Source organism: Paenibacillus sp. J22P218 (assembly GCF_056269195.1).
Map to the genome: position 1 here is coordinate 33,600 of NZ_JBWDNL010000010.1, position 24,868 is coordinate 58,467.

Sequence of the window (24,868 nt, forward strand, 5' to 3'; positions counted from 1 at the left end):
TCGTTGCGGGAATAGGAAGAGCGCCACTCCTTGGATAGGGGCGGCGCTCTTTGTGTATTTTAGGGAAGCCGATCATAAATGCTTGTCGATTATGGCTTGATAGGCAGCTTTCGGCCGCAGCCCAATGAGTTTCTCCATCGGCACTCCGTCTTTGTAGAGAATAACGGTCGGCATGCTCATCACCCCTGCTTCCGACGCAGCGCCGGGTAGATCGTCGCAGTTTACTTTAATGATGCGGATGGAATCAGCGTAGGCCTCGTTTAGCTCCTCCAATATAGGTATCAATGGTTTGCAAGGCGGGCACCAAGGTGCGTTATAGTCAACAAGAGTAACTCCTTCGTTAATGGTTGCGCGTAGAACGGCTTCGTTCTCGGCATTCAGAAGACCCATTGTAATCACGTTCCTTTCATTGAAAGATGGTTATGGTGTTGTATCTTGCTGAAGCGAAGCGATTCGATCGATCAAATTCGCTTTAATTTGATTAAGCTCAACAATCTGACGCTCGATTTCTTCAAGCTTTCGCTGATAGATTGGCATCACCTGTGTGCAGAATGCCTCTTTATTTTGAAGGACGCACGTAAGGAAGCTGGCGATCTGTTCCGTCGACAAGCCCAAATTTAAATACAGCTTGATCGTCTCAACGGTTTGGACGGTAAGCGGCGAGTATTCGCGATAGCCGTTTGTTTGGCGAATAGGCGTAATAAGCCCTTTTTGCTCGTAGTAGCGCAAGGAACGGATGCTGACTCCCGTCTCACGCGATAATTGACCAATTTGCATCATAAAAAGCCCCCGGGGTATGACGTTCCAAACAATGAGGCGTCTAAAACGCCTCATGCCTGGAATGGTTTAATGTAAGTATAAACGCTGACATTACTGTCAGGGTCAATAGATTTTTTTGCTGGCTATTTCGGCGTTACTATTGCGAATGAGCTCCAGTCGCGCTTCGAGTATGGCCTTGGCCACAATAGCGAAAAACCCTTTCGCTATTTGCACCAACCAAAGCCTCTACGTCGAAATAGCGAAACAAATTTACGCTATTCGCGCGTAATCGAGCTCCAATCGCCCTCCGAGTTCCCGCCTTGGCCATAATAGCGAAAAACCCTTTCACTATTTGGACCAACCTAATCATCTACGTTGAAATAGCGAAATAAATTTACGCTATTCGCCAACAAACGAGCACAAATGGAGCTCCGAGCCCCCACCTTGACCTCAATAGCGAAAAACCCTTTTCGCTATTTGCACCAACCAATGCCTCTACGTCGAAATAGCGAAACATAATTTCGCTATTCGCCAGCAAACGAGCAACAATCGTGCTCCGAGCCCTCGCTAAATTTGATCAACGAAACCATTTGCAACTATTTGTAAAAAGTGATATCATAAAAATATCAAAACAATATGAATATAAGGGGTGGCGCTTATGAAAGAGAAAAAGTCGTGGTACGTAAGCGGATATATGGCATTGCTGGTCTCGATAATAGCTGTAATTGGCGGCATTGTACTGATCGCTAACGGAGCTTCGGAAATCGATCCGTCTCCATTGCTGATCGGCATCGGGATTTTTCTTTTCTTTTTTGCGATAATCTGTTTGACGTCTTTAACGATTGTACAGCCTAACGAAGCTAAGGTTATAACGTTCTTCGGGACCTACTTGGGAACAATCGTGGAGAGTGGGCTATGGATGGTAGCACCGCTGACAAACAAGAGAAAAGTGTCGCTTAAGGTGCGCAACTTCAATAGCCAGACGCTTAAGGTCAATGATGCCGAAGGCAATCCGGTCGAGATTGGAGCAGTCGTTGTCTTCAAAGTACAGGATACGGCGAGCGCGACATTCGACGTCGATAATTACGAACGCTTCGTCGAGATTCAAAGCGAGACGGCGGTGCGGCATATTGCGGCTCAATATCCGTATGACACCTATGGATCGGATGACGTCTTGTCGCTGCGCGGCAATGCGGATGAGGTAGCAGCCGAGCTGCTTAAAGAGCTGCAAACAAGGCTAGTTGTTGCAGGCGTACAAGTGCTGGAGACGAGACTTACGCATCTTGCTTATGCGCCTGAGATTGCAAGCGCCATGCTTCAGCGGCAGCAGGCAATGGCTATCGTAGCAGCAAGACAGAAGATCGTCGAAGGGGCGGTCGGTATGGTGGATATGGCGCTTAAGCAGTTGGAGGAGAACGGAATCGAGCTTGATACGGAGCGGCGCGCGGCAATGGTCAACAATCTGATGGTAGCGATCGTATCGGATCGTTCGGCTACCCCGGTAATTAATACGGGATCGCTCTACACCTAACGGGCCAATCGAATGGGAAAAGAAAAGAAAGCATTCGCGCTCCGATTAGATCCCGAACTCCATCGCGCGCTTGAGCTATGGGCTGCGGACGAATTCCGCAGCGTGAACGGCCATATTGAGTTTCTGCTGCGCGAGGCGTTAGGCAAGGCGGGCCGGTTGAAGGCTGCACGTCCTCCTATGCCTCCGAGCGATTCAGATGAAGAGCATCAAGCTTGAAATTGAAAGAGAAGACAGGTGACCGAAACCTAATCGGTCACCTGTCTTTTTTTATTTTCAAATATTGGAACGGACAGACATTACATTATTCCCGCATATTGCAAAGGCCTCACAACAATACTATTTATGTAATGTGGGAAAACGAAACGACCTAAAGAAAACACACCTCTTATCCTAAGTTCGCGCATTGTAAGGGGTTGCAGATCAGAGCATAATGAACACATCCACAAATAAGGGGGATACACAAATGAACAAAATGAATGGCATATTGAAAGTAGCTATGGCAGGTACGCTGGCGCTTAGCCTTGCGGCATGCGGAGCTAACAACGGCAACAACGAAGGCACGAACACTGGCACGAACGGTGGTACCGACAACGGCGGTAAGAAAGACAACATCACAATCACGTTCCAAAACATTTATCCGGACCCTACCGATCCGAAAAACGGCATGATGAAAAAAATCGTAGCTCAATACGAAAAAGATCATCCGGGCGTGAAGATCGAACTCGACTCGCTAAATACGGACCAACAAAAAGTGAAGCTCAAAACACAAGCAGCTTCCCGTGAAGTTCCAGACATTACGGTCGTTAACCCTGCTGCACAAATGCAACCTTTCGTAGATGCGAAGCTGTTCGCTCCACTGAACGACATGGTAGCGGAGAATGGTCTGAAGGACACGTTCCAAGAAGGTATTCTTGATTTCTACTCGTTCGACGACAACCTGTACGCTTTGCCGGACGGCAACAACATCGGCCTTGTGTACTACAATAAAGAGCTGTTCGACCAAGCTGGCGTGAAAGTGCCAACAACGTTCGAAGAAATGGTACAAGTCGTTAAAGATTTGAAAGCTAAAGGCATTCAGCCAATGGCAATCGGCGAGAAAGACACTTGGACAGGTTCGTTCTTGTTCATGAACGTATTGCTTCGCACGAACGGCCCTGGCTTCCTGCAAGAAGTTATTGACGGCAAGAAAACGTTCGAAGATCCAGCATTCACGGAAGCTGTTGAAGCATTCCAAAGCTTGATCCAAGCTGGCGCATTCCAAGAAGGCGCAACATCGTTCGACTACAATGCCGGCGAGAACCTGTTCAAAACAGGCAAAGCAGCTATGTACTACATGGGCAGCTGGGCAACTGGCGGTATCGAAACTTCGTCCGTTAACGGCAAAGTGGGCGTATTCAAATTCCCTACCGTAAACGGCAAAGGCGATCCTAACGAATTCATGCTTGCACCAGGCAGCGCGTTCGCGATCTCGGCAGACAGCAAGCACCTGGAAGAAACAAAAGATTTCTTGAACTACTTCATGCTGAACTTCCCTAAAGAAGCTTTCGAAGTTAAAGGCGCAGTAGGTCTTGCACAAAAAGTAGAAGGCGACTTCAAAGCTGCCGGCTACTCCGATATGGCAATGGAAGTTCTGGGCATGTTCAAAGACGTTAAAGGCGGAGACCTTGCGTTCGATAACACGATGAACCCTGGTACAGCTCAAGGTCACTTGACGAGCATCCAAAACCTGTTCGTTCAAAAAGTCGAGTCCGCAAAAGTATCCAAAGAGCATCAATCGGCTTACGAAAGCAACAAGAAATAAGACTAAGCTTTAAACAAAAAAAAGTAGAGATAACGCGGAGCGGAGGGGTTCTTGTTTTAAGACCCCCTCCGTTATCGTGTATACACATTTCGCCCGTAAGCGAACCATAACTGTGATGGATTGTTTTTGTCATTTTTCTATAAGGAGGAGCGCGAGATGAACGTACTGAAGGTTTCTAAATTTACAATTGCGCTGTTCGTACTGCCATGTTTGCTGCTATACGTACTGCTTGTATTCGTTCCCATAATCGTATCGATGTACAGCGGCTTGCTGGATTGGAACGGTATTGGAGAATCGAAGTTCGTCGGCTTGGCCAACTTTAAAACGATGTTTTTTGACGATGCCGTATTCTGGCCGTCTGTGCGCCGCACATTGATGTTCGCCGTATTCTCTATGGCGGAGATTCCAGTCGTGCTGTTTATTGCTATTTTGTTGAACCGTTACGTGAAAAAACCGAATTTCCTCGTGTCGAGTTATTTTCTGCCGATTATTTTGTCGGTCGTTATTATCGGGCAACTATGGAAAACCATCTATAACCCGGCTTCGATGGGCGGTATGCTCAATCAGGTTCTAGAAGCAGTTGGATTAGGCTCTTGGACGCAGGCTTGGCTCACAGATCCGAGCATTGCGATGTACAGCTTGTATTTCGTAGCCCTATGGCAATACTTCGGCTACCACTTGCTCATTCAATTTACTGGTATTCAGAACATTCCGGCCGATGTGTACGAGGCGGCTAAGATCGATGGTGCCGACGGGCTCAAAGCCGATTGGTACATCACCTTCCCAATGAATATTCCGATCTTTAAGATATCGATCGTTCTTGCATTTATAGGTTCCCTACAAGCGTTCGACTTAACGATGGTTATGACGGGCGGCGGTCCAGCGCATGCGACCGACCTCATCTCGACACACATGTACAATATGTCGTTCCTGTCGATGAAGTACGGTTACGGAAGTGCTATTGCGGCATTCCTAGTCCTTGTCTGCTTGGTCGCAACGTTCATTATCAACTTCGTCTTCAACAAAGTAGAACGGAAATACACGTAACGTAAGGAGGGAACAACCATGAGTCAATCAATCGGGGCCGGCGCAATTAAGCCACAGGCGAGAGTGAGAGGGAAACGGAGCTTTAGTATCGGCAAAATCGTATCGTATATTTTGTTCGGCATTCTGCTCGTTACCCAGTTGTATCCGCTCCTCTGGCTAGCCATATATTCGCTTAAGAGTAATGAGGAAATATTGTCGGGCAGCTTCTTCGCCCTTCCGGCATCGCCGCAATGGGTCAATTTCACCAATGCTGTCGAGTCGGGCAATTACTTCAAATATTTGTACAACAGCTTGTTCGTTACGACGATTACAATGGTCGGGGTATTGCTGTTAGCCTCGCTCGTATCGTTCGCAATTAGCCGCTTCCGTTGGAAATACGGGCAGGCGGTCATGCTGATCTTCTTGATCGGGATGATGATTCCGATGCAAGCGACGCTGCTTCCGCTGATGTTGATTTTCAAGAACATCCATATTCTTAATACGCATGCATCGATCATTTTGCCTTATATCGCATTCCAAACACCGATTGCCGTGTTCATTCTCAGCGGCTTCATGAGAACCATTCCTCATGAGATCGAGGAATCGGCCGTTGTGGACGGAGCGGGCGTGTTCCGGATCTTCTGGAACATCATCCTGCCGGTATCGATACCGCCGATGATGACCGTATGTATCTTAACGTTCATCAACATCTGGAACGAATATATACTCGCATCCACATTCATTTCGTCCGAAGCGCTTAAGACGCTGCCGTTCGGGGTGAACAGCTTCGTCAGCCAATATTCCGTCAACTACGGTGCCATCGGGGCGTTCCTCGTACTCGGCGCGTTGCCGGTAATCATTATCTACTTCCTACTTGCCGACAAGATTACGAAGGGCATGGTAGCAGGTGCGGTGAAGGGTTAATCCCCTTCGCCGTTTTTGTCGTTTCAGCAAGGCCGTGAGCTGCACATGTCGTGCGGCTTTTGTGCAAATATAAGATAGTATAATATTATGTTCTTATACTAGGCTTATATTTCAACCAGCAATAGAGAGGGGGAGCGGACATGTTGCGAAGGTGGAACCGGCATTCCATTCGAAGCCGGCTATTTCTGTTATTTCTCATATCGACGATGACCCTCCTCATTCTCGTATGCGTGCTCTATTACCAGAAGACGACCCAAATCATTCATTCCAAGATCAGCGATCTTGCTGAGAAAAATATTTCGCAGACGGTTGGACTGTTCAATCTGCTGTTGGAGGGCTATGACAGTGTCACGAAGTCGCTGAGCAGCAACTCAGAACTGACGCGGCTCATTATGGAGAAGGATAAGGAAGAGGCTAACGGCGAGGTTGGATTTATTAGCGAACGATCGATTACGAATTTGCTCGGTGCGGCGTATTACTCGCGGGATGATATTATCGGCATTCATATTATATCGACGGGCGGCAAGGTGTACAGCTATGAACGCCGATTCGCCGGCATCGTCGATCGCAACTACAGCTCGACCGATTGGTACCGGAAGCTCGTCGAATCGAACGGGAAAATGGTTTGGCTCGGGTTGTCGCAGGGATCGTTGATTAATAGCATTTTGCAGCAGGATACCGTATTCGTTTTTGGTCGTCAGCTGTATGATTTCAACAATTACAAGCCAATCGGCATCCTTCTAATCGAGACCGATCCGAAGCCGATTATGTCGGCCCTGTCTAACGTTACGATCAGTCCCAATAGTAGAGTTTATATCGTAGATCCCGACAATCGTGTCATTGCGACGACCGATCCAGGTATCTCCACCGACGATGATAAGCAGAAGCAGTATCCGTCCTTCAACGGGTTGCCTAGGCCAATCGGAAACGAAATCGTCATCGACAACGGAACGGATCAGCTTATTGTATCGGCTAACGCGGCGATGGCTAATTGGACCGTATTCGGATTAACCCCGAAAGCGGATATAAGCGCGGAGCTTGCACAGACTAGACTATATTTATTGATCGTTATAGCGGCCGTCATCGTTCTGTCTACAGTGCTGGCAAGCTTAATCTCGCGCAATATCGCGAAGCCCCTCAAGCTGCTCATTCGTGAGATGAGACAAGTCGAGATGGGTAACTTCCGCGGTGCGGTGAACGTTAATTCGTACGAGGAGATCAACAGCCTCGTATCGTCCTTCAATCGGATGGTGCTGCGGATGGACGAATTGATCGAACGAATAACACTCTCCTCTATTAGTGAGAAGAACGCAGAGCTGCAGGCGCTGCAGTCGCAGGTGAACCCGCATTTTCTATATAACACGCTTGATATGATTTACTGGATGCTGGACGAGCGGGAGAATGACCGTCTCGGACGCGTGATTCTTTCTTTGTCGCAAATGTTCCGCTACAGCAGCCACTGGGAGGAAGCATCCAAGACGACGCTGCGGCAGGAGCTTGATCAGATGCGTCATTATATGACCATTATTGAGAATCGGCTTGAAGGCCGGGTAACGACGGAGATCGAGGTCGAGGACCGCTGGCTCGACGCGCCGATGCCGAAGATGACGCTGCAGCCGATTATCGAGAATGCGGTGAAGAGCGGTCTTGAACCGCTTGATCAGGGTCGGCCGGGTATATTGCGGGTATACGCGGAGGCGGATGAGGAAGCTAGAGAGCTGCGCATCGTTATATCTGATAACGGAATAGGCATGAGCGAGGAAACGCTTGAACATATTAGACGATTGATTAAAGAGCCGGTATTCGGCAGAAGTACGCAGAGCGAACCGGGGATCGAGCCTGTAAGGCGCGGGATTGGTCTTCCGAACGTTCATCATAGGCTGGTCATAATGTTCGGCGAGTCTTACGGGCTTCGCATTGATAGCGTACAGGAGGAAGGGACGACGGTTGTAATCGTTATGCCGCTTCCCGTCTTATAGGAAGGAGGATGGTAAGATGAATATTTTGATTGTAGATGACGAGAAGGTAATCAGGGAGGGGATCAAGCGGACGCTTGAGAACCACTTTAAAGATCATGCGGTATTTCTGGCGAGCAACCCGGAAGAAGCGGTGATGCGGCTGCGCAGTGACCGGATCGATGTCGTGCTAACCGATATATTGATGCCGGGCATGTCGGGGCTGGAGCTGATGAAGCTGACGGCAGACAACTATTCGCATATGAAGTGGGTCGTCATCTCGGCTCATTCTGAATTCGCATATGCCCAGGAAGCGGTTCGGCTTGGCGCAAAAAATTATTTGCTCAAGCCGATCGGTAAAGAAATATTGATTGAGATGATCGAGAAGCTGGGCGAGGAAATTATGCGCGAGAAGGAATTGACGCTGGACGCCGAGCTTCTGAAGGTGAACCGCAACTACTTGCGCGAGGCGGTGTTCCAGCGCTGGGCGTCGGGACTCGACATTGGGCGTATCGATGTAAACCCGTTCATGGAAAGCCATCCTCACTTTCATCTCATTATGGTGAAGATGGATAGCGAGAAGGTAGTCCACTTGGAGCATTTCATTATCGAGAATGTGCTTAGCGAGCTGATCGGTCGTTACGGCAAGGGTTTCGTGACTATTCATGATAATAAGAGCTTGCTCGGTCTCATTACGCTTGAGGAGGGGCATACGCTGGCTTCGCTGCTCGAGGAATTGCGTTCACACCTCATCAAATATTTGCGCGTCCCTTTCCAGATCATGCATACGGAACAGATCGAGGATGTTAATGCGATACCGACCGAGGTGCACCGGATGAGGCAGGCTTCCTCGACACAGGTATATGAGCATTATGCGAGCGGAGGCGATCAAGCCATTGAAGTCGCCCAGCAATATATCCGCACCCATTATCATGCCGATCTGTCGCTTGAGAAGGTGGCTTCTATCGTTTACTTGAATCCGGTCTACTTCAGCCAGCTGTTCAAGCAGAAGACGGGCCTGGGCTTTAAGGAATATGTCATCGGTCTGCGAATGGAGCAGGCGAAGCAGCTGCTGCTTAATCGGAAACTTAAGCTTGCCGACGTCGCGGAACGAATTGGATACCAGGATATCCGACACTTCTCCCAGCTATTCCGCAAGAAATACGGCGAAACGCCATCGGAGTTCAGACAGAAGAGCGATGCCGTGCAGGCGGAGTAGCGGGTATTTAGGTTGAATCAACAAGAAACGAGCTTTGGAAGCAATTCCAGGCTCGTTTTTCTTTTTATTAAGAAGTTCTTCATAATTATCGTGAAAGGATATTAAGAAATCTCGATTACTATTAAAATATGGAAAGAGAATAGCTGCTGGGAAAGCGAGGAAGGGCATGGAGCAGTACGTTGTGCTTGTCGTAGACGATGATCAGGAAATACGCGATGCGATCGAGATTTATTTGAAGAATGAGGGCGTCTCCGTACGCAAGGCGAAGGACGGTATGGAAGCTCTGGATGTAATTAATGAGCATCCTGTTCACCTTATTATTTTGGACATTATGATGCCTAGATTGGACGGAATAGCTGCTACCTATAAGATTCGCGAGAAAAAGAATATACCGATTCTTATCTTGAGCGCTAAGAGCGAGGATGTCGACAAAATATTAGGGCTTCACGTAGGGGCGGACGATTACGTGACGAAGCCGTTTAATCCAATGGAGCTTGTAGCCCGCGTAAAGTCGCTATTGCGCAGATATGTGAACTTAGGAGCTTATGAAGGTATACGCAAGGCGATTGATCTGAACGGACTTGGCCTCGATAAGGAGGCTAAGGCAGTGACCGTTCACGGTGAGCCGGTCAAACTGACGCCGATCGAATATAAAATTGTGGAGCTGCTTATGACGAATGCCGGGCGGGTCTTCTCCATTAACGAGATCTACGAGCGCGTATGGAATGAGCAAGGCTACAATGCTGAGAATACCGTTGCCGTACATATCCGCAAAATCCGCGAAAAAATCGAAATCGATCCCAAAAATCCGAGATACTTGAAGGTGGTGTGGGGAATTGGATACAAAATGGAGAAATAGATTAACCGTGTTTGTCTACGCGCTGTTATTCATTGTCGGCCTAAGCGGACCGTTGACATTGATCTCCTTGAGCGACAACTATATGCATCGCAATTATTACCATACGCCGGAATTTCAAAACCAACTGGACGGGTTCGCTCAATTTTTGAACTTGTTCGAGCTGAATGCGGTATCGCCCGAGGATGCGAAGGCGTCTATTGCGGTTAGCGAGGATGAGATCTACGAGTATCGCAACGGGCTTGGTTCGTTCACCGATACGATGGCTAATGTCAAGATCGAATACGAACCTCGGATTGAAGAAGCGCTGGCGGCGGGCAATCAAGAAGCGGTAGATTTCTACACGGCGGAGCGGGATCAGAGAATAAAAGAAGCCACAAGGGCCTTTCAAGATGACGAGTATGTCAGATCCGTACTCATGAAAGATAAGTTACAAAGGATTGAAATCTATTATGAGGAGCGGGAAAACTTCCGCGGCGAATATAACGACTTCAAGATGCAGTTCGATTATTACTTCAAAAACAGCATGAACGGGAAAGTGGTTACGAATCTTGGCATTCTGCAGGAACAATTAGCTAACCGCAAGATGATTGCTGACGACAAGTTCACGACCAGCTATACGGTATCTTCGAATCTACCCTTTCATGAATGGATTTCGAACCATGATCTGATCCACCCCCCATTCGACTCGTATGAAGGGATTGTAGGGGTGTCGGATAAGAGTCGCATCGTTGACGAAGCAGATCGTTATCGGCAGGAACAAATCCTATTGCTTCTCTATGCCGTGTTCGGCTTAGCGGCGTTTATCGGATGTGTCTATCACTTCAAGAAGGTGAAGGCAATGCCGGCAGAGCAAGGAAGCTGGGCGCTCTATTACAGCAAGCTGCCTATCGATGCCAAAGGTCTGCTGCTCTTGGCAACGGGGTTACTCGCAATGGGGCTGCTCGTTATCGTGTCGGAACAATTCCAAATGATATTCGAGCAGCCATGGATCTACGGCAGGAAGCTTACCGTCATAATCATAATGGCCTCCTTATGCTGGGCTGCTGTAATCATGCAAGCGCAACTGCTGGCGGCAGAGCGACTGGATAGAGAGAGTGCCAAGCAGCAATGGAAGCAAGGCTTGTCATACCGGGCAGGCAAGCATGTGAGGTCTTACTTCGTACACCTATACAATGGTATGAAAGATGCATTTCTCATCAAAAGCACAGGTGTGCTGCTCGTGATTTTGTTGCTGATTGTATTTGGTTTGGGCGCCGCCAGCAACTTGCTGTTCTATGGCAGCTATTTTAAATTAGATTCCGCTACGGCAATTGTTTATTTGGCTCTGCTTGCATTCATAGGAATTCCTGTTGTCATTGTCCTCGTGAAGAAAGTAGGCTACCTGAACCGAGTAGCGAGAGCGGCAGACGAATTGGCAGCAGGCAGCATGGGACAGGAGCTGCCGGTAAGCGGCAAATCGATGCTCGCTGCGATGGCTGCCAATATGAACGTATTGAAACGAGGCGTTCGGACGCTGCAGAATGAACAGGCGCGGAGCGAGCGGCTTAAGACAGAGCTAATAACGAATGTAAGCCATGATCTGCGGACGCCGCTTACATCGATCATTACTTATACGGGACTATTGAAAGCGGAAGACGTATCGAGCGAGGAAAGATTGGCTTATATCGATATCATCGATCAGAAGTCGAAGCGGCTGAAGGTGCTGATCGACGATCTGTTCGAAGTGTCGAAGATGGCAAGCGGCAACGTGGAATTGACCCTTGCGCAGGCCGATCTTGTCCAGTTATTGCAGCAGGCGCTCGGTGAATATAACGATGTTATCGAAGGCTCTAGCGTTCATTTCCGCATCTCTATGCCTGAAACGCCGCTGTATGCGAGGGTAGATGGCCAAAAGCTGTGGCGCGTGTTCGACAACTTGATCGGCAATATGGTGAAGTACTCATTGGACCACTCGCGAGCCTATATAGCGATACGTACAGAAGACCAACACGTACATGTCACATTCAAAAATATATCCAAATATGAGTATAGCGAGGATGGCGAGGAGCTGCTTGAACGGTTCAAACGCGGCGACACGTCCCGGCATACGGATGGCTCGGGCCTTGGTCTGGCGATCGCCAAGTCGATCGTCGATCTCCATGAGGGTCGTCTCGTTATCGAGACAGACGGAGACTTGTTCAAGGTTATTGTCATTCTGAAGCTGGATGGCTAATGAAAGAGGCGCGGCTGCACAAATTCCGCTTCATGCGGAACATGCGCAGCCGCGCCTTTTGGATTGATAAGCTAGCCCGCCGCAGGGAACTGCACATCAACGCCGTCAATGTTGTTGTTCCATTGCACCTTAGCGCCGAACGCTTGCGCCAGGAAGCGGAGAGGCACGTAGGTCCTTCCTTGATAAGAGAGTGACGCTGCAGGCATCACAACGCTCTTGCCATCGAGGGTCGCTTTCGTATCGTATACCTTGAAGGCAAGCAGTTGCTTACGGTAAGAGACGGTGATGTTATCGTTGTTGTAGCCGATCTTCGCGCCAATTGATTCGAATAAAGAGCGTATCGGCACGAAGGTCGTTCCGTTCGTTTGGATTGGGCCGGGATCGGTAACGATGAACTTGCCGTTGATCCGTAGGGACAGCTGTTTCTGAGAGGGCTTAGCGTTGACGTTAGTCAGCAGTTTCTCTGACGTTTCTTGGTACGGAATGTTGGTGCGGGTGCCCCATGTCCATACTTTTCCGTATTTGTCCAAGGCCGTACCGCTATTATAGGCGACAGCCGCAACCTTAATGATATCCTTGAGCGGAGCTATGCGCCGTGTAGTGTCTTCACTCCAGACCGAATCGCCCCATACGGTACCGTCTTTGTGCAATAGAAGCTTATAGCTGCCTCCATAGGCTTGGCTCACCTGGACATAGTTGCCCGCATTTTTCGAGATGTCATTAGGAATGGTGATGTAGGTGGAGTAACCGGTATAGTCTTTGTCGTAACCGTCGAAATCGACGACCGGTTTATCGAAAACACGTTCATACATACCGTAACTCATACTTGTGGTATTGCCGTATACCTTAACCGTTTTGCCGTCGGCCATTAGAATCATTATATATTGCAGGGATGCTTTAATCCCTTTCGCTCCCTCAATGGCGAGTTTAGGCATGCTCGCCAGCTTATCATCGGCCGGGGTCGGGCTGTTGTGGTAGGCGTTAGCGCATAGACCCCGATTATCCTCAAAGTCAGGTCTTATGAGAGAAGTTAGGCAAGTATTGCCCCAAACGTAAACCTGCCCCTTGTTGTTAATAGCCATGCTGGCATCCCGTGAGCTTATAGCTTTTATACCGGACAATTCGACAATACGCTTCGGCGTATCCCCAGCGTTCTCCCATGTCCATACTTCGCCGGCTGAGGTAAGAACAAGCTGACCGGAAATTTTGACAGCGCCGGGAACTTGCGGACCTCTTATGGCTGGTTTGCTGCCGTTTCCAATCCAAATGGTTCCGTCGTTTTGAAGCGCGTAGAAGTTGTCGGCATGGCTTCGGTCATCGATATCGATGATGCCGGTGAGCGGCAATGAGGTGAACATCGTTGTCTTCGCGGCATACACGAAGGTGCTGTTCCCGCTTGAGAGCAAGGAGGCGGAAAGAAGGATAGCGATTAGTGCGTATAATTTTCTCATAGGGTCTCCTTAAATTAACAAAATTGGATACGTGTATAGACGCGAGGTTAGCCTAATAAGTTGCTAAGCGTGAATTTAATTCATAATGTCAGACTTTCTTTCCTCTACTCCCTCAGTTTCAAATGAAATAGATGCGGCCTCTTCGGCTCACACTTCCCCACTTGGATATGTCTTGACGAAAAAATCCGCCTAACTGATAATAAGGAAAAAGAAGGGTGTCATGAAAGATGACATGCCGATACTGGAAAGGGGATTTCAATTGCATATACCTGACGGATTTTTGGATGCAAAGGCATGGATTACGACGACAGCGGTGGGGGCTGCCGCGGTAGCCTATAGTTTGAATAAAACAAAATTAGCGGTATCGTCGTCCAAGCAGGTGCCGATGGTGGCGCTGATCGGATCTTTTGTTTTCGCGGCGCAAATGATCAACTTCCCGATTGCCGGTGCGACATCGGGGCATTTTCTCGGCGGAGCGTTAACGAGTATTTTGTTCGGGCCTTGGATCGGGACGATCGTCATGGCCGCCGTATTAATTATTCAGGCGCTTGTATTCCAAGACGGAGGCATTACGGTGCTTGGCGCGAATATTTTGTGTACGGGCTTCATCGGTTGTTTTGTCGGTTATGGCGTATATAAGGCAGGCATGAAGCTGTTTGGCGGCAAAGGTCGGATATTCATTACGTTCATGGCTTCATGGCTGTCTATCGTAGCGGCATCGGCAGGGGTAGGACTGCTGCTCGCCTGGTCGGGCACGTTCGAGCTTGGCTTGGCGCTGAAAGCGATGGTCGGCTGGCATATGTTGATCGGCTTAGGAGAAGGCCTCATTACGACGCTCGTAACAGGCTATTTGCTCGAGCGAAGCAAAGTGCAAGTGAAGGGAGCGGCATTGCAATGAGTGAATTCCAAATTACGGCAAGTAAAGGCAAGTGGATCATGCTGCTAATCATTACACTCGTTACGGCAGGGCTGCTGTCGCCTTGGGCATCGCCGCATCCGGACGGTCTGGAGCGGGTGGCGGAAGACCATGGCTTCATTGATCAAGCGGGAGCTGTTCATGAATGGGCGCCGATTCCCGATTACGAGGTAGCGGGCATACCGTGGACGGCGGTTCGCGTTGGATTAGCAGGTGTGATCGGCGCGGGCATTATGGCCGTCGTTCTGTGGGCTTCGATGAAGGGGCTGGCGTCACGGAGGGGGAGAGCGAATGCACAGTCACATGGAGATGGAGCGGGACGGCTCTGAGGCAACACGATCTACGCTAAGGCAAGCAAAGCGGCGTTTATTGACGGTATTCGGATTATTAGTTGTAGCTGTGTTGTTGCGACATCCTGCGGCTCTATTGGGGGCGGCAGGATGTTTTCTATTTGGGCTGCTCTGGGCGGGAGTTTCGCTTCGGATAATCGTGAAGCGGCTGCTGCTCATTATTCCTTTTGGGCTTGGCGCGGTCGTGCTGCTGCCGTTCCATACGGCTGGAGAGCCGGTATTTACTCTACTCGGTCAGACGGCGAGCGCGGAAGGCATTCGCCAAGCGGAATTGATTTTATTGAAGATTGTGTGCGCTAATCTGCTCATTACGTATTTGAGCGCAACGACGCCCCAGTTTCTGTTGATTAAGAGCTTGCGGGCTGTCGGCATTCCGGCTGTGCTGATCGAAATTATTAGTCTGATGCTGCGCTACTTCTATTTGCTTAAAGCGGAGGCTCAGAGCATGGTGAAGGCGCAGCGCTCACGAGGTCTTGTCCTTGACGGCTGGTTATGGAGCCGTAGAACGTATAAGCGTTTCGGAGAGCTGCTCGGCGTCCTTTTCCTTCGCTCGCAAGGACGGAGTGAGCGGATATACCGCTCAATCATGGCACGAGGTGGATTCGCCGGCCATGATGATGCAAGCGAAAGGGGAAGATTGGGCATGCTGGAGAGGGGAGACAAGGAGGCGGCTATTGAGGTGATCGGCGTTTCCTATCGATATGGCGCTGTAGAGGCGCTGCATAACGTCAGCTTCCGTATCGAACAAGGAGAAAAGGTCGCCTTGATGGGACCTAACGGAGCGGGCAAGTCAACGCTCATATCCTTGCTCAGCGGTCTTGAGCAGCCGTCTGAGGGATCAGTTGGACTGCTGGGCGAATCGCTGGCCGAAGGCGGAGTGAAGCGGCTTAGAAGCCGTCTCGGCGTTGTATTCCAAGATCCCGACGATCAAATATTTTCGACTACCGTCGAGGAGGACGTTGCATTCGGTCCGGGCAATATGGGGCTGACGGATGAGCAGATCAGGCAGCGCGTGGAGAAGGCTCTAGGGGCTGTCCATATGCTGGAGTATCGACACCGTTCGCCGTTCGAGCTCAGCTACGGTCAGAAGCGGCGGGTGGCAATTGCGGGCGTGCTTGCGATGGAGCCGGACATTATCGTGCTCGATGAGCCGATGGCTTTCCTCGATCCGAAGAGCAGGGACGACCTTCAGGGGCTGCTTGAGGCGATGCATGAAACGGGCATCACGCTTATCGTTGCAACACATGATGTTGATTTCGCCGCGGAATGGGCGCAGCGTGTGCTGCTGCTTAAGGACGGCGGACTGCTGGCCGAAGGGACGACCGATCTGCTATTCGACGACAGCTTGCTGTCGAAAGCCGATCTTCATCTTCCGCGGCTTGCGCGGCCCTTCCGCGTGCTTCAGGGCACAGGCGGCTTGAAGCCGAAGACGGTGCTTGAAGCCGCGCAGCACATTTGGAAGCTAATGGTGAGGAGCGAGCAGCAGGTACAGTACAATGCGGGGGACAAGCGGGATCAGCAGGCTTCACAGCAGGATAAATCGAAGTGAATTCCCTAGGCGGGCTGCACTAGCGCTAAGCCTTGATTTTCCAGCACCTTCATTGGGACAATAAAGCCTTAAAAATAGGCTTAAATAGAGCCTTTTGCAGAAATATGGGGCGATTGGCTGCAACCGAGCGGCGTGCATAAGAATATGGGAGTCGATGAATACTATGGTCAGATTCAAAATCACTTTCAAGGATCTTTCCTCTTCGTTATAAACGAGCAGCAGATGTCCAGTAGACTCAAAATCCTCTAGGAAAGCGGGGCAACATGAAATGAAAGCAACTGGAATTGTACGTCGCATCGATGATCTCGGGCGTGTGGTGATTCCGAAGGAGATCCGCCGTACATTGCGTATTCGCGAGGGAGACCCTCTGGAAATATTTGTAGACCGAGATGGAGAAGTTATATTGAAGAAGTATTCGCCGATTGGCGAGCTTGGCGACTTCGCGAAGGAGTATGCCGAGTCGTTGTTCGAAAGCACGAACCATGTTACGATGATTACCGACAGAGACACGGTCATTGCCGTCGCCGGTGCTTCCAAGAAAGAGTTGTTGGACAAGCAGATCGGCTCGGTTCTGGAGAGCTGTATGGAAAACCGGAAAACGCTCGTTGAAGCGAGCGGAGGCACATTCGAGGTCGTGAAGGATTTGCAAGAGACGTATAGCTCCGTCGTAGCAGCGCCGATCATCGCGGGCGGTGATCCGATCGGCACGGTCGTCTTGCTAAGCAAGGACGAATCTGTGAAGATGGCAAATATGGAAACGAAGATGGCGGAGACAGCGGCGGGCTTCCTAGCAAAACAGATGGAGCAGTAGCAGTAGCCCAGCCTCACTGGGTTGCAGATGGAGCAGCAGCGGCTCCTCTACAGCTAGGCAGAGGGTTGGAACATAGTCAGCCTTGTTGGCTGAATGGTGGCCGGGGGCTATACAGAATAGAAAGCGGCGTACAAGCACATAAGCGGGCGAGAGAACAGCTTCTTCGGAACAGAGCAATCTGAGCCGGGGGGCTTTTTTTTCTATTTAGCTTTGAAATGGGGTTGGTATGAATGAATGCGGCCATACCGGTTCATAGTAGCGATGCTTTAACGGGAAAACCTCCTGTTATTTATCGAGAAAATGCTAAGAATTAAATAATAGATGGAAATTGTCCAGTTAATATGGTTTGGTGGCGGTTTAGGGTCGAATTTTGCAGAAAATAACAGGATATATTCCAGCTAATGTAGATCGGAGGGGAGAGAATCCGGATTTTAACAGGAGATATTCCTGTTATTGCATGAAAAAGGACGTTCGGCTGACCGTTGTTGCTTTGCTCATAACCCCCTTTTGTGAGGTATAATAGGCTTTAACTAACTATACAGGATCGACAGGCGGGGGCGTGGAACAATGGATCGTAAGCCGGCCGGCAGGTTTTGGAAGAACGGCGTCATGCTTATGGCCGGGGCGGCCCTTTTATCCAAGCTTATCGGAGTATTTCAGAAAATACCGTTGCAAAATATCGCAGGGGACAGGGTATTCGGCATTTATAACGCCGTTTATCCGTTCTACCAGCTTGCGGCTGTGCTGGCAACGGCGGGTCTGCCTACGGCTGTATCGCTGCTAATTGCAGAGAGGCTTCGCAGAGGCGAGGATTCCGGCGGTGTACGGGGGATTTTGCAAGCGGCGATGCTGTTGCTTGGATGTACGGGCATTATCGTATTTGGTCTGACATGGGCGGGAGCGGACGAGCTATCCGTGCTGATAGGCGACAGGGAGACGGCAAGGGCGATCCGCGCGGTATCGACTGCGTTGCTGTTCGTTCCGCTTGTTGCAGCTTTGCGAGGTTATGTTCAAGGATATGGCCGAATGTCGTTGTCGGCGATGTCGCAGCTTGTTGAGCAGCTTATTCGTGTTGGCGTTATGGTATTCGTATTATGGCTGAGCTGGACGGCAGGGTGGGGAGAGGCTGATATTGCGGCGGGTGTGATGAGCGGTTCGGCCGTTGGAGGCGTCGCAGCGCTTCTGTTCCTGGCGCTGTATGCGTGGCGCGATGGGAGTAAGGGGCGTATTCCGCGTGAAGGTGGAACTCTGTGGAGGGATATGAAGCGGCTGGCGGTTGTTGCGATGCCCGCGGCTTTAGGCGCGATCGTTGTGCCGGCGGTTGGCGTGGTGGACGCGTTCACTGTACCGAGATTGCTGCATGAGAGCGGCATGTCCGAGGCGGAAGCGATGAGCGTATTCGGCGTCTACAGCCGAGCGCAGCCGCTCGTCCAGCTCGTTGTCATGATGGCGGGAGCGGCTGCAGCGGCAATCGTGCCGGGTTTAGCGCTCGCCAGAATGCGCGGGGCGTATGGGCAGTTAAGCCGGCAGCTTGCCGTAACCATGCGCGCGGCTTGGGGAATAGGAGCTGCGGCATGCCTTGGTCTAGTCTTGTTGGCAGAGCCGCTTAATGTTATGCTGTATGCCGATTCGAAAGGAACGGTTATATTCATGCTCGTAAGCGTTACGGCGCTCGCTGGCAGCGTCAATGCGATAGCTACGCCGGTGCTTCAGAGTCTCGGCGCTGTGCGGGCTCCGGCGCTGCTGCTGTTAACCGCGGCACTGTTCAAGGTTGTTCTTAATGCGGCGCTTGTGCCCGCCTATGGAGCAGAAGGGGCGGCAGTTGCGGGCATTGCCGCACTAGGCGCGACAGCGCTGCTAAGCGCTGCTGCGGTGCGCTATGCCGCCGCGCAAGCAGGCGCGCGGATCGGCTGGCGAATGTTCGCCGCCGGAAGCGCAGGCAGCGCGCCGGTGTCGGCGGCGCGCGCAGCAAAGGCACGGGCCGGCGTGCGTTCCGCCGCCGCCCTTATGCTCGCGCTCGCGGTCATGGCCGCGGCGCTCGTGCTGATCGAGCGCGCGCTGGGCGCCGCGCTCGGAGGCTTGCTGCCGCCTCGGGCGGCAGCGGCTGCGCTTGCGCTGACGTGCGTAGCCGTCGGCGCTTGCGCCTTCAGCGCCGCGGCATTGCGCGGCGGCGCTGTTAGCGCGCGCGAATGGCGCGCGTTGCCGGGCGGCGGCGAATGGGCCGCCCGGCTGAGGCGCTGGCGGCTGATCCCGCCAGCGCGCTAGCTCCCTTTCGGGGCGGCACACTCCGCCCAGCCCATCTGTCTCAGCCGAAATAACGAAACAAACTTTCGCTATTTACCGTCAGCACCACCAACGTTATCATCATCACCGACACGTAGCGACAACTAGTTACATCCGCCATCAATAGCGGGTGTTGACCATCGTTGCCGCTTCACCATACGTTTCACAATACGAACTGAATTTAGGAGGCTGTTACATATGGCAACAACTTCAATTACGGTCATCGGGCTTGGATCGGGAGATCCCGATCAACTGACGCTCGGCGCATTCCGCAGACTGCAGCAAGCGGAGCGCCTCTATGTCCGTACCGCTGAGCACCCGATGATGGCAATGCTTCGGGATAACAATATCCAGTTCGAGTCATTCGACTCCATTTACGAGCAGCTTGAATCGTTCCCCGATGTGTACGCAGCCATTGCAGATACGCTTATACGCGAGGCGAGTGCGGGAACACCGATCGTATACGCCGTTCCCGGTCATCCAATGGTCGCCGAGCGTACCGTTCAATTGCTGCGCGAGAACTGTCCGGAAGCAGGAGTTGAGCTGCTTATTCTAGGAGGCGAGAGCTTCCTCGACCAAGCATTCGTGAGCCTTGGATTCGACCCGATTGAAGGGTTTGCGCTGCTCGACGCGACCGATTTGCAGCCGTCAATGGTGCAGCCGCAGTTGCATACTGTTATTGGACAAGTGTATGATGCTTTTACTGCTTCCGACGTGAAGCTTGCCTTAATGGAGCGCTATCCCGACGATTTTGAAGTCGTCGTAGGCCATGCTCTTGGCGTATCTGGCCAGCAGCAGATCGTTCGTGTTCCGCTCTATGAGCTTGACCGTACGCCGGGCTTCGGCAACCTGTCGCTCATCTGGATTCCGCGTTCGGACGACGCCTCGCTTCGCAACCGCACGTTTGAGCGGCTGCATGAGATCGTGTCGATTCTTCGCAGTCCCGGAGGTTGTCCATGGGACAAAGAGCAGACGCATCAGTCGATCCGGAAAAACTTTATCGAGGAGCTTTACGAGGCGCTTGAAGCGATCGATAACGATGACCCGGACGGCATGCAGGAGGAATTCGGCGACGTTATTCTCCAAGTGATGCTGCATAGCCAGATGGAAGAGGAGATGGGCGCGTTCTCCGTTTACGATGTGATCCAGTCGTTGAACGAGAAGCTCATATTCCGCCATCCGCATGTGTTCGGCGACGAGAACGCGGACGATGCCGAGGAAGCGCTAGGCAATTGGGAGCAAATGAAGGCTGAAGAGAAGCGGATGAAAGGGACCGATGCTAGCCGCAAATCGGTGCTCGACGGCATTCCGTCCGATCTTCCAGCTCTTATGAAGGCTTATAAGCTGCAGAAAAAAGCGGCTAAAGTCGGTTTTGATTGGGATGAGCTCGGCCCTGTGCTTGCCAAGATCGAGGAGGAGCTCGCTGAGCTTCGCGAAGCGATTACGGACAAGTCGCAGGAGGAGCAGGCTGCGGAACTCGGCGATCTATTGTTCGCCGTTGTGAACGCATCGCGATTCATCCATGCCGATCCCGAGGAGGCTCTCTCTCGTACGAACAAAAAATTTTATAGCAGATTTTCGTATATTGAGGAGCAGCTTCGTATAAGCGGCAAACAATTTGACCAAACTGATTTAACAGAAATGGATCGCTGGTGGGAAGAGGCAAAGCGCCAATCATAGCTCTCAAATATAAGAGAAAGTATAGATTTGGTGTCTATACCGTGCTTATATTTCTTGCGAAACGATAGCTTGAATTCTACGCATTTATAAGTTTCAATCTTATAAAAGCCATAGAATTCTACGCGAAACGAAAGCTTGTGCCTTCTAACGTCGGCACTGCCGTTTACGCTTGTTTCGTCACAAATCGCCTTTATTCCTCACTATGTACAAAAAAATTTCAAATAGCGGCAGGATTTTTTTGCTCTCGAGCAGAATATGTATTCTGCATGTGGAGTAAAAATTTCCAACCATGGCGGCGTGCAGAACGCTGACCCCAAATAACGGTATGAAATTAGGAGGATTTAATGATGAACAAAACAGACCTGATCAACAACATTGCAGAAAAAAGCGGATTGACTAAACGTGACGTAGAAGCTGTACTTAACGGCTTTCTTGGCGAAGTAACTGACGCACTTGCTGGCGGCGACAAAGTACAATTGATCGGCTTCGGTACTTTCGAAACTCGCAAGCGTTCCGGCCGCGTTGGTCGCAACCCGCAAACTGGCGATCCAATCACGATCGCTGAAGCGAAAATCCCTGCTTTCAAAGCAGGCAACAAGCTGAAAGAAGCTATCAAGTAGTCTAATGCGCCTTGATAAGTTTCTCAAAGTGTCCCGGTTGATCAAACGCCGCACCGTTGCGAAGGATGTATCCGAGCAGGGTCGCGTATGGATCAATGGCCGCGAAGCGAAAGCGAGCAGCGCCGTTAAGGTGGGGGATGAGCTCCAAATCCAGTACGGGCAGAAGATTGTGACGGTACGCGTTGAGCGGATCTCGGAATCGACCCGGAAGGATGAAGCCGGAGAGCTGTACACTTTGGTGAAAGAAGAGCAGCGCCCGCGCGAGAATGTTCTTGAGTGGGAGAAATAAGACGATAAGCGCTTATGCGCAGGGAACCGCCTGGTAAACGTTACGTTTGCCGGGCGGTTTTTTTATATCTCCAAGCGCCCAAGTCTCTGTAGTGGCATTTTGTCGAACTAAATCAGAGCGAATTCGGAATATGCGGTGAATAGCTGCATTTCATCGAACTAATTTTCACTTTCCCGCCTAATAAGCCGAAGAACTCGAATTTAACGTCCCCAAATCGAACTAAACGACATCTGCCAACCGCATACCCCCAATTAGTTGCCCAAAATGCCATTAAAGTTAAAATTAAGCTGTCAGCCCGACGTCACCAGCCAATCGGCCTCCTCTCCCACAAAAAATGCGACTTCTTTCCATACAGAGCGTACTCCCTACTTGTGGAACAGCGTAAGCATGTTAGATAGGGAGGAGCTGAGCAACAATGCCGTCTAAAAAAAAAGCATTCCGCTTTCTCGTTCATTTTGGCTGGCAGGAGGCGTTGTCCTGTTTGTTTCCTGTCGTAATCTTTGCGGCTATGGCCTTCACCAAGGTGGTCGATGTCCCGTACATACCTCGTTACGACTTCCTTTTGCTCGTCTGCCTATTGATGCAAGCGGTTATGGTGCTTACGAAGTTGGAGACGATCGACGAGCTGAAGGTTATATGCGTGTTCCATCTCATCGGCCTTGCTCTTGAGTTGTATAAAGTCCATATGGGCTCGTGGTCATACCCCGATGAAGGTTGGACGAAGCTGTTCGGCGTACCGCTCTATTCGGGTTTCATGTATGCGAGCGTCGCAAGCTACCTCTGCCAGGCATGGAGGCGCATGGATCTGAAGTTGAAGCACTGGCCTCCGTTTTACTTATCCGTTCCGCTCTGCGCGGCGATATACGCTAACTTCTTCACGCATCATTATTTGCCGGATTTCCGCTGGCTGCTGACGGGGGCGCTGCTGCTCGTGTTCTGGCGGACGACGGTTTCCTATACGGTGGATAAACGAATCTATCGGATGCCGATGGTGTTGTCATTCGCTCTTATCGGGCTGTTCATATGGATCGCCGAAAATATATCAACGCTGCTGGGCGCATGGACATACCCCGATCAGCAGAAGGCGTGGACGCTCGTCCATTTGAGCAAGATCAGCTCCTGGTTTCTGCTGATCGTCATCAGCGTCATCATCGTTGCCCAGCTTAAGCATGTCAAAGCTAGTTCTAAAACTCGTCCCACGCCCATAAGCTAGTCTCAAGCGTAAACGGCGAATTTAAAATATAGCGATTAGCGGAGGACGAGTCTATGGTGGACCAAAACAAGAGCCAGAAGCGTCAGGAAGTGAAGATGTTAAACCGCAAGCTGCTGGAGCTGACCGGCGTCATTAACGTAGAGAGCTTTGATAGCGAGGAGTTTCTGTTAGAGACCGAGCTAGGCTTCTTAACGGTCAAGGGACAGAACCTGCATATGAAGCATTTAAGCCTTGAGCAAGGCCTTGTAGCCATCGAGGGGCTCGTCCATTCGCTCGCCTATCTGGACGGCAACGCCTCTACGAAGACCAAAGGCTTGTTCGGCAAGCTGTTCAAGTGACCTTAACCGTACAATGGATGACGATGGCCGCCATGCTGCTGTCGGGGATTGGGATGGGCGTCGTCTTCGACGGATATCGCGTCGTATCGAACGAGCTGAAGTTCCCTCGCTGGTGGCTGCCGGTGCTCGACATCGTTTATTGGATGGCCGCGGCACTGGCCGTATTTCGGGTACTGTACGCAAGCAACAATGGCGAGGTGCGGGCGTACGTATTCATTGGACTAGCTATCGGCGTCATCGTATATTACTTTTTACTGAGCAAAATCGTGATCGCCATTGTCAAATGGCTCGTTCGCGCAGTGCGCGCGATCATTGCATTTATCCTCAAACTATTGGATTTTATCATTGTAAAACCCCTCCTTTTGCTCTACAAATTGGTTAAGGTAATTTTAGGATTTGGGTCTGCGCTCACTATTTTCCTGCTAAAAATTGTGTTACAATTGGTTCGTCCATTTTGGCGGCTGCTTGTTTGGATGACAAGCCCTGCCGTGCGCCCGCTGGCGCGCTGGCTCAGTCCCTATATAGCCAAATGGCGACTTCAGGAACGGGCGAGCAAGCTCGGATTTACGATTACCCAATTGTGGAGCAAATGGTTGAGGAGGCCCCCGCGTACATGACGACTGCTGCAGTGAACAAGCAAACAACAAATGCTGGCTCGAAGCGCCGGATTAGGATGTGGCTGTTATTCGTAGTCCTCTTTATCGGCTGGGCGACCTACACGCTCGTTGGCAAGCTGCAGGAGCAGCATGCGACGAATTCGAGGTTGGCGACTATTCAGCAGCAATTGGAAACGGCGAAGACCGATACCGAAGCAATGAAGCAGGAGATCGAGAGACTGAACGATCCAGAATATATTTCGCAGCTTGCAACCAAGGATCATGGCATGGTATACAAGGGCGAGACACAGATACAGGTTGTAAGATAGGGCGGCGAAATCGGGTGAACGTCTGTTGACCTTACTTCTTCCGTTCGGTTATAATCACGGTAGTAGCGATACTTTTCTAATAAAATTGATTCTAAAGAATCATATTTTATGGAATTGATATTATGCTTATTGCTTCACACCAATTCGACTACCATCG

24 protein-coding genes are annotated in these 24,868 nt (G+C 50.7%); 21 read left to right on the forward strand and 3 right to left on the reverse strand.

Features of this window, described 5'->3' with window-relative positions; translation table 11 throughout:
• Positions 1-72: 72 nt before the first annotated feature.
• Together AC0YN0_RS29780 and AC0YN0_RS29785 are read right to left on the reverse strand one after the other, a co-directional pair.
• Entirely contained in the window at positions 73-390 is a 318-nt protein-coding gene (locus AC0YN0_RS29780) for a thioredoxin family protein (protein WP_475824547.1), read from the reverse strand.
• A 30-nt stretch (positions 391-420) separates the two neighbouring features.
• Positions 421-777 (reverse strand): MerR family transcriptional regulator, encoded by a 357-nt coding sequence (locus AC0YN0_RS29785; RefSeq protein WP_442050081.1) that lies wholly within the window; start codon positions 775-777, stop codon positions 421-423.
• Positions 778-1,417: 640 nt separating this feature from the next.
• On the opposite strand from AC0YN0_RS29785, the gene AC0YN0_RS29790 reads away from it, so the two are divergent.
• The 9 genes from AC0YN0_RS29790 to AC0YN0_RS29830 all read left to right on the forward strand — a co-directional run bounded on the left by AC0YN0_RS29790 (position 1,418) and on the right by AC0YN0_RS29830 (position 12,286).
• Positions 1,418-2,290, forward strand: a complete 873-nt coding sequence (locus AC0YN0_RS29790; RefSeq protein ID WP_475824548.1) for an SPFH domain-containing protein — start codon at positions 1,418-1,420, stop codon at positions 2,288-2,290.
• Positions 2,291-2,302: 12 nt separating this feature from the next.
• Entirely contained in the window at positions 2,303-2,506 is a 204-nt protein-coding gene (locus tag AC0YN0_RS29795; RefSeq protein WP_475824549.1) for a type II toxin-antitoxin system antitoxin, read from the forward strand.
• Between the two features lie 247 nt (positions 2,507-2,753).
• Entirely contained in the window at positions 2,754-4,091 is a 1,338-nt protein-coding gene (locus AC0YN0_RS29800; RefSeq protein ID WP_442050052.1) for an extracellular solute-binding protein, read from the forward strand.
• 156 nt (positions 4,092-4,247) lie between these two features.
• The gene (locus AC0YN0_RS29805; protein ID WP_337103145.1) at positions 4,248-5,138 is read left to right on the forward strand and encodes a carbohydrate ABC transporter permease; all 891 of its coding nucleotides are present in this window, start codon (positions 4,248-4,250) and stop codon (positions 5,136-5,138) included.
• 18 nt (positions 5,139-5,156) lie between these two features.
• Positions 5,157-6,041 (forward strand): carbohydrate ABC transporter permease, encoded by an 885-nt coding sequence (locus AC0YN0_RS29810; protein ID WP_442050050.1) that lies wholly within the window; start codon positions 5,157-5,159, stop codon positions 6,039-6,041.
• A gap of 140 nt (positions 6,042-6,181) precedes the next feature.
• A complete protein-coding gene (locus tag AC0YN0_RS29815; protein WP_475824550.1) occupies positions 6,182-8,020 on the forward strand; it encodes a sensor histidine kinase in 1,839 nt (612 codons plus the stop codon).
• A gap of 16 nt (positions 8,021-8,036) precedes the next feature.
• Positions 8,037-9,215, forward strand: a complete 1,179-nt coding sequence (locus tag AC0YN0_RS29820) for a response regulator (RefSeq protein WP_475824551.1) — start codon at positions 8,037-8,039, stop codon at positions 9,213-9,215.
• A gap of 166 nt (positions 9,216-9,381) precedes the next feature.
• Entirely contained in the window at positions 9,382-10,074 is a 693-nt protein-coding gene (locus AC0YN0_RS29825) for a response regulator transcription factor (RefSeq protein WP_475824552.1), read from the forward strand.
• Entirely contained in the window at positions 10,052-12,286 is a 2,235-nt protein-coding gene (locus AC0YN0_RS29830; RefSeq protein WP_475824553.1) for a sensor histidine kinase, read from the forward strand. Before AC0YN0_RS29825 ends, AC0YN0_RS29830 begins: the two co-directional genes overlap by 23 nt.
• Positions 12,287-12,357: 71 nt before the next feature.
• Here AC0YN0_RS29830 and AC0YN0_RS29835 read toward each other — a convergent pair whose 3' ends face one another.
• Complete coding sequence (locus AC0YN0_RS29835) at positions 12,358-13,737, reverse strand: stalk domain-containing protein (protein ID WP_475824554.1); 1,380 nt, start codon at positions 13,735-13,737, stop codon at positions 12,358-12,360.
• A gap of 220 nt (positions 13,738-13,957) precedes the next feature.
• Between AC0YN0_RS29835 and AC0YN0_RS29840 the strand changes: the two genes are divergently transcribed.
• From AC0YN0_RS29840 to AC0YN0_RS29895, 12 genes are all read left to right on the forward strand, one after another.
• Positions 13,958-14,635 (forward strand): energy-coupling factor ABC transporter permease, encoded by a 678-nt coding sequence (locus AC0YN0_RS29840; protein ID WP_475824555.1) that lies wholly within the window; start codon positions 13,958-13,960, stop codon positions 14,633-14,635.
• A complete protein-coding gene (locus tag AC0YN0_RS29845) occupies positions 14,632-14,982 on the forward strand; it encodes a PDGLE domain-containing protein (RefSeq protein WP_475824556.1) in 351 nt (116 codons plus the stop codon). The genes AC0YN0_RS29840 and AC0YN0_RS29845 overlap by 4 nt, the downstream gene beginning before the upstream one ends.
• Positions 14,945-16,552, forward strand: a complete 1,608-nt coding sequence (gene cbiQ / locus AC0YN0_RS29850) for a cobalt ECF transporter T component CbiQ (protein ID WP_475824557.1) — start codon at positions 14,945-14,947, stop codon at positions 16,550-16,552. Before AC0YN0_RS29845 ends, cbiQ begins: the two co-directional genes overlap by 38 nt.
• Positions 16,553-16,820: 268 nt before the next feature.
• Positions 16,821-17,363, forward strand: a complete 543-nt coding sequence (gene spoVT / locus AC0YN0_RS29855; RefSeq protein ID WP_442050040.1) for a stage V sporulation protein T — start codon at positions 16,821-16,823, stop codon at positions 17,361-17,363.
• Between the two features lie 567 nt (positions 17,364-17,930).
• On the forward strand, positions 17,931-19,628 hold the full coding sequence (locus AC0YN0_RS29860) for a polysaccharide biosynthesis protein (RefSeq protein ID WP_475824558.1): 1,698 nt from the start codon (positions 17,931-17,933) through the stop codon (positions 19,626-19,628).
• Positions 19,629-19,844: 216 nt separating this feature from the next.
• Complete coding sequence (gene yabN / locus AC0YN0_RS29865) at positions 19,845-21,326, forward strand: bifunctional methyltransferase/pyrophosphohydrolase YabN (RefSeq protein WP_475824559.1); 1,482 nt, start codon at positions 19,845-19,847, stop codon at positions 21,324-21,326.
• 347 nt (positions 21,327-21,673) lie between these two features.
• Positions 21,674-21,946: an HU family DNA-binding protein gene (locus AC0YN0_RS29870; protein WP_307207965.1), complete on the forward strand. Its 273-nt coding sequence runs from the start codon at positions 21,674-21,676 to the stop codon at positions 21,944-21,946.
• Between the two features lie 4 nt (positions 21,947-21,950).
• Positions 21,951-22,235 carry an RNA-binding S4 domain-containing protein gene (locus AC0YN0_RS29875; protein ID WP_337103158.1) on the forward strand — a complete coding sequence of 95 codons (285 nt, stop codon included), beginning with the start codon at positions 21,951-21,953 and terminating at the stop codon, positions 22,233-22,235.
• A gap of 415 nt (positions 22,236-22,650) precedes the next feature.
• Positions 22,651-23,448, forward strand: a complete 798-nt coding sequence (locus AC0YN0_RS29880) for a DUF817 domain-containing protein (RefSeq protein WP_475824560.1) — start codon at positions 22,651-22,653, stop codon at positions 23,446-23,448.
• A 53-nt stretch (positions 23,449-23,501) separates the two neighbouring features.
• Positions 23,502-23,786, forward strand: coding sequence for a sporulation protein YabP (yabP, locus tag AC0YN0_RS29885; RefSeq protein ID WP_442050036.1), 285 nt, complete (start codon positions 23,502-23,504; stop codon positions 23,784-23,786).
• A complete protein-coding gene (gene yabQ / locus AC0YN0_RS29890; protein WP_442050035.1) occupies positions 23,783-24,403 on the forward strand; it encodes a spore cortex biosynthesis protein YabQ in 621 nt (206 codons plus the stop codon). The genes yabP and yabQ overlap by 4 nt, the downstream gene beginning before the upstream one ends.
• The gene (locus AC0YN0_RS29895) at positions 24,400-24,711 is read left to right on the forward strand and encodes an FtsB family cell division protein (RefSeq protein WP_337103161.1); all 312 of its coding nucleotides are present in this window, start codon (positions 24,400-24,402) and stop codon (positions 24,709-24,711) included. Before yabQ ends, AC0YN0_RS29895 begins: the two co-directional genes overlap by 4 nt.
• Positions 24,712-24,868 lie beyond the last annotated feature (157 nt).

Bases quoted from the DNA above. Each gene is read 5' to 3' on its own strand.
- yabP (WP_442050036.1), top strand. From the start codon at position 23,502: ATGGTGGACCAAAACAAGAGCCAGAAGCGTCAGGAAGTGAAGATGTTA.
- yabN (WP_475824559.1), top strand. From the start codon at position 19,845: ATGGCAACAACTTCAATTACGGTCATCGGGCTTGGATCGGGAGATCCC.
- AC0YN0_RS29800 (WP_442050052.1), top strand. From the start codon at position 2,754: ATGAACAAAATGAATGGCATATTGAAAGTAGCTATGGCAGGTACGCTG.
- AC0YN0_RS29795 (WP_475824549.1), top strand. From the start codon at position 2,303: ATGGGAAAAGAAAAGAAAGCATTCGCGCTCCGATTAGATCCCGAACTC.
- AC0YN0_RS29860 (WP_475824558.1), top strand. From the start codon at position 17,931: ATGGATCGTAAGCCGGCCGGCAGGTTTTGGAAGAACGGCGTCATGCTT.
- AC0YN0_RS29840 (WP_475824555.1), top strand. From the start codon at position 13,958: ATGAAAGATGACATGCCGATACTGGAAAGGGGATTTCAATTGCATATA.
- spoVT (WP_442050040.1), top strand. From the start codon at position 16,821: ATGAAAGCAACTGGAATTGTACGTCGCATCGATGATCTCGGGCGTGTG.
- AC0YN0_RS29805 (WP_337103145.1), top strand. From the start codon at position 4,248: ATGAACGTACTGAAGGTTTCTAAATTTACAATTGCGCTGTTCGTACTG.
- AC0YN0_RS29825 (WP_475824552.1), top strand. From the start codon at position 9,382: ATGGAGCAGTACGTTGTGCTTGTCGTAGACGATGATCAGGAAATACGC.
- AC0YN0_RS29810 (WP_442050050.1), top strand. From the start codon at position 5,157: ATGAGTCAATCAATCGGGGCCGGCGCAATTAAGCCACAGGCGAGAGTG.
- cbiQ (WP_475824557.1), top strand. From the start codon at position 14,945: ATGCACAGTCACATGGAGATGGAGCGGGACGGCTCTGAGGCAACACGA.
- AC0YN0_RS29875 (WP_337103158.1), top strand. From the start codon at position 21,951: ATGCGCCTTGATAAGTTTCTCAAAGTGTCCCGGTTGATCAAACGCCGC.
- AC0YN0_RS29835 (WP_475824554.1), bottom strand. From the start codon at position 13,737: ATGAGAAAATTATACGCACTAATCGCTATCCTTCTTTCCGCCTCCTTG.
- AC0YN0_RS29820 (WP_475824551.1), top strand. From the start codon at position 8,037: ATGAATATTTTGATTGTAGATGACGAGAAGGTAATCAGGGAGGGGATC.
- AC0YN0_RS29895 (WP_337103161.1), top strand. From the start codon at position 24,400: ATGACGACTGCTGCAGTGAACAAGCAAACAACAAATGCTGGCTCGAAG.
- AC0YN0_RS29845 (WP_475824556.1), top strand. From the start codon at position 14,632: ATGAGTGAATTCCAAATTACGGCAAGTAAAGGCAAGTGGATCATGCTG.
- AC0YN0_RS29790 (WP_475824548.1), top strand. From the start codon at position 1,418: ATGAAAGAGAAAAAGTCGTGGTACGTAAGCGGATATATGGCATTGCTG.
- AC0YN0_RS29870 (WP_307207965.1), top strand. From the start codon at position 21,674: ATGAACAAAACAGACCTGATCAACAACATTGCAGAAAAAAGCGGATTG.
- AC0YN0_RS29780 (WP_475824547.1), bottom strand. From the start codon at position 390: ATGGGTCTTCTGAATGCCGAGAACGAAGCCGTTCTACGCGCAACCATT.
- AC0YN0_RS29880 (WP_475824560.1), top strand. From the start codon at position 22,651: ATGCCGTCTAAAAAAAAAGCATTCCGCTTTCTCGTTCATTTTGGCTGG.
- AC0YN0_RS29815 (WP_475824550.1), top strand. From the start codon at position 6,182: ATGTTGCGAAGGTGGAACCGGCATTCCATTCGAAGCCGGCTATTTCTG.
- AC0YN0_RS29785 (WP_442050081.1), bottom strand. From the start codon at position 777: ATGCAAATTGGTCAATTATCGCGTGAGACGGGAGTCAGCATCCGTTCC.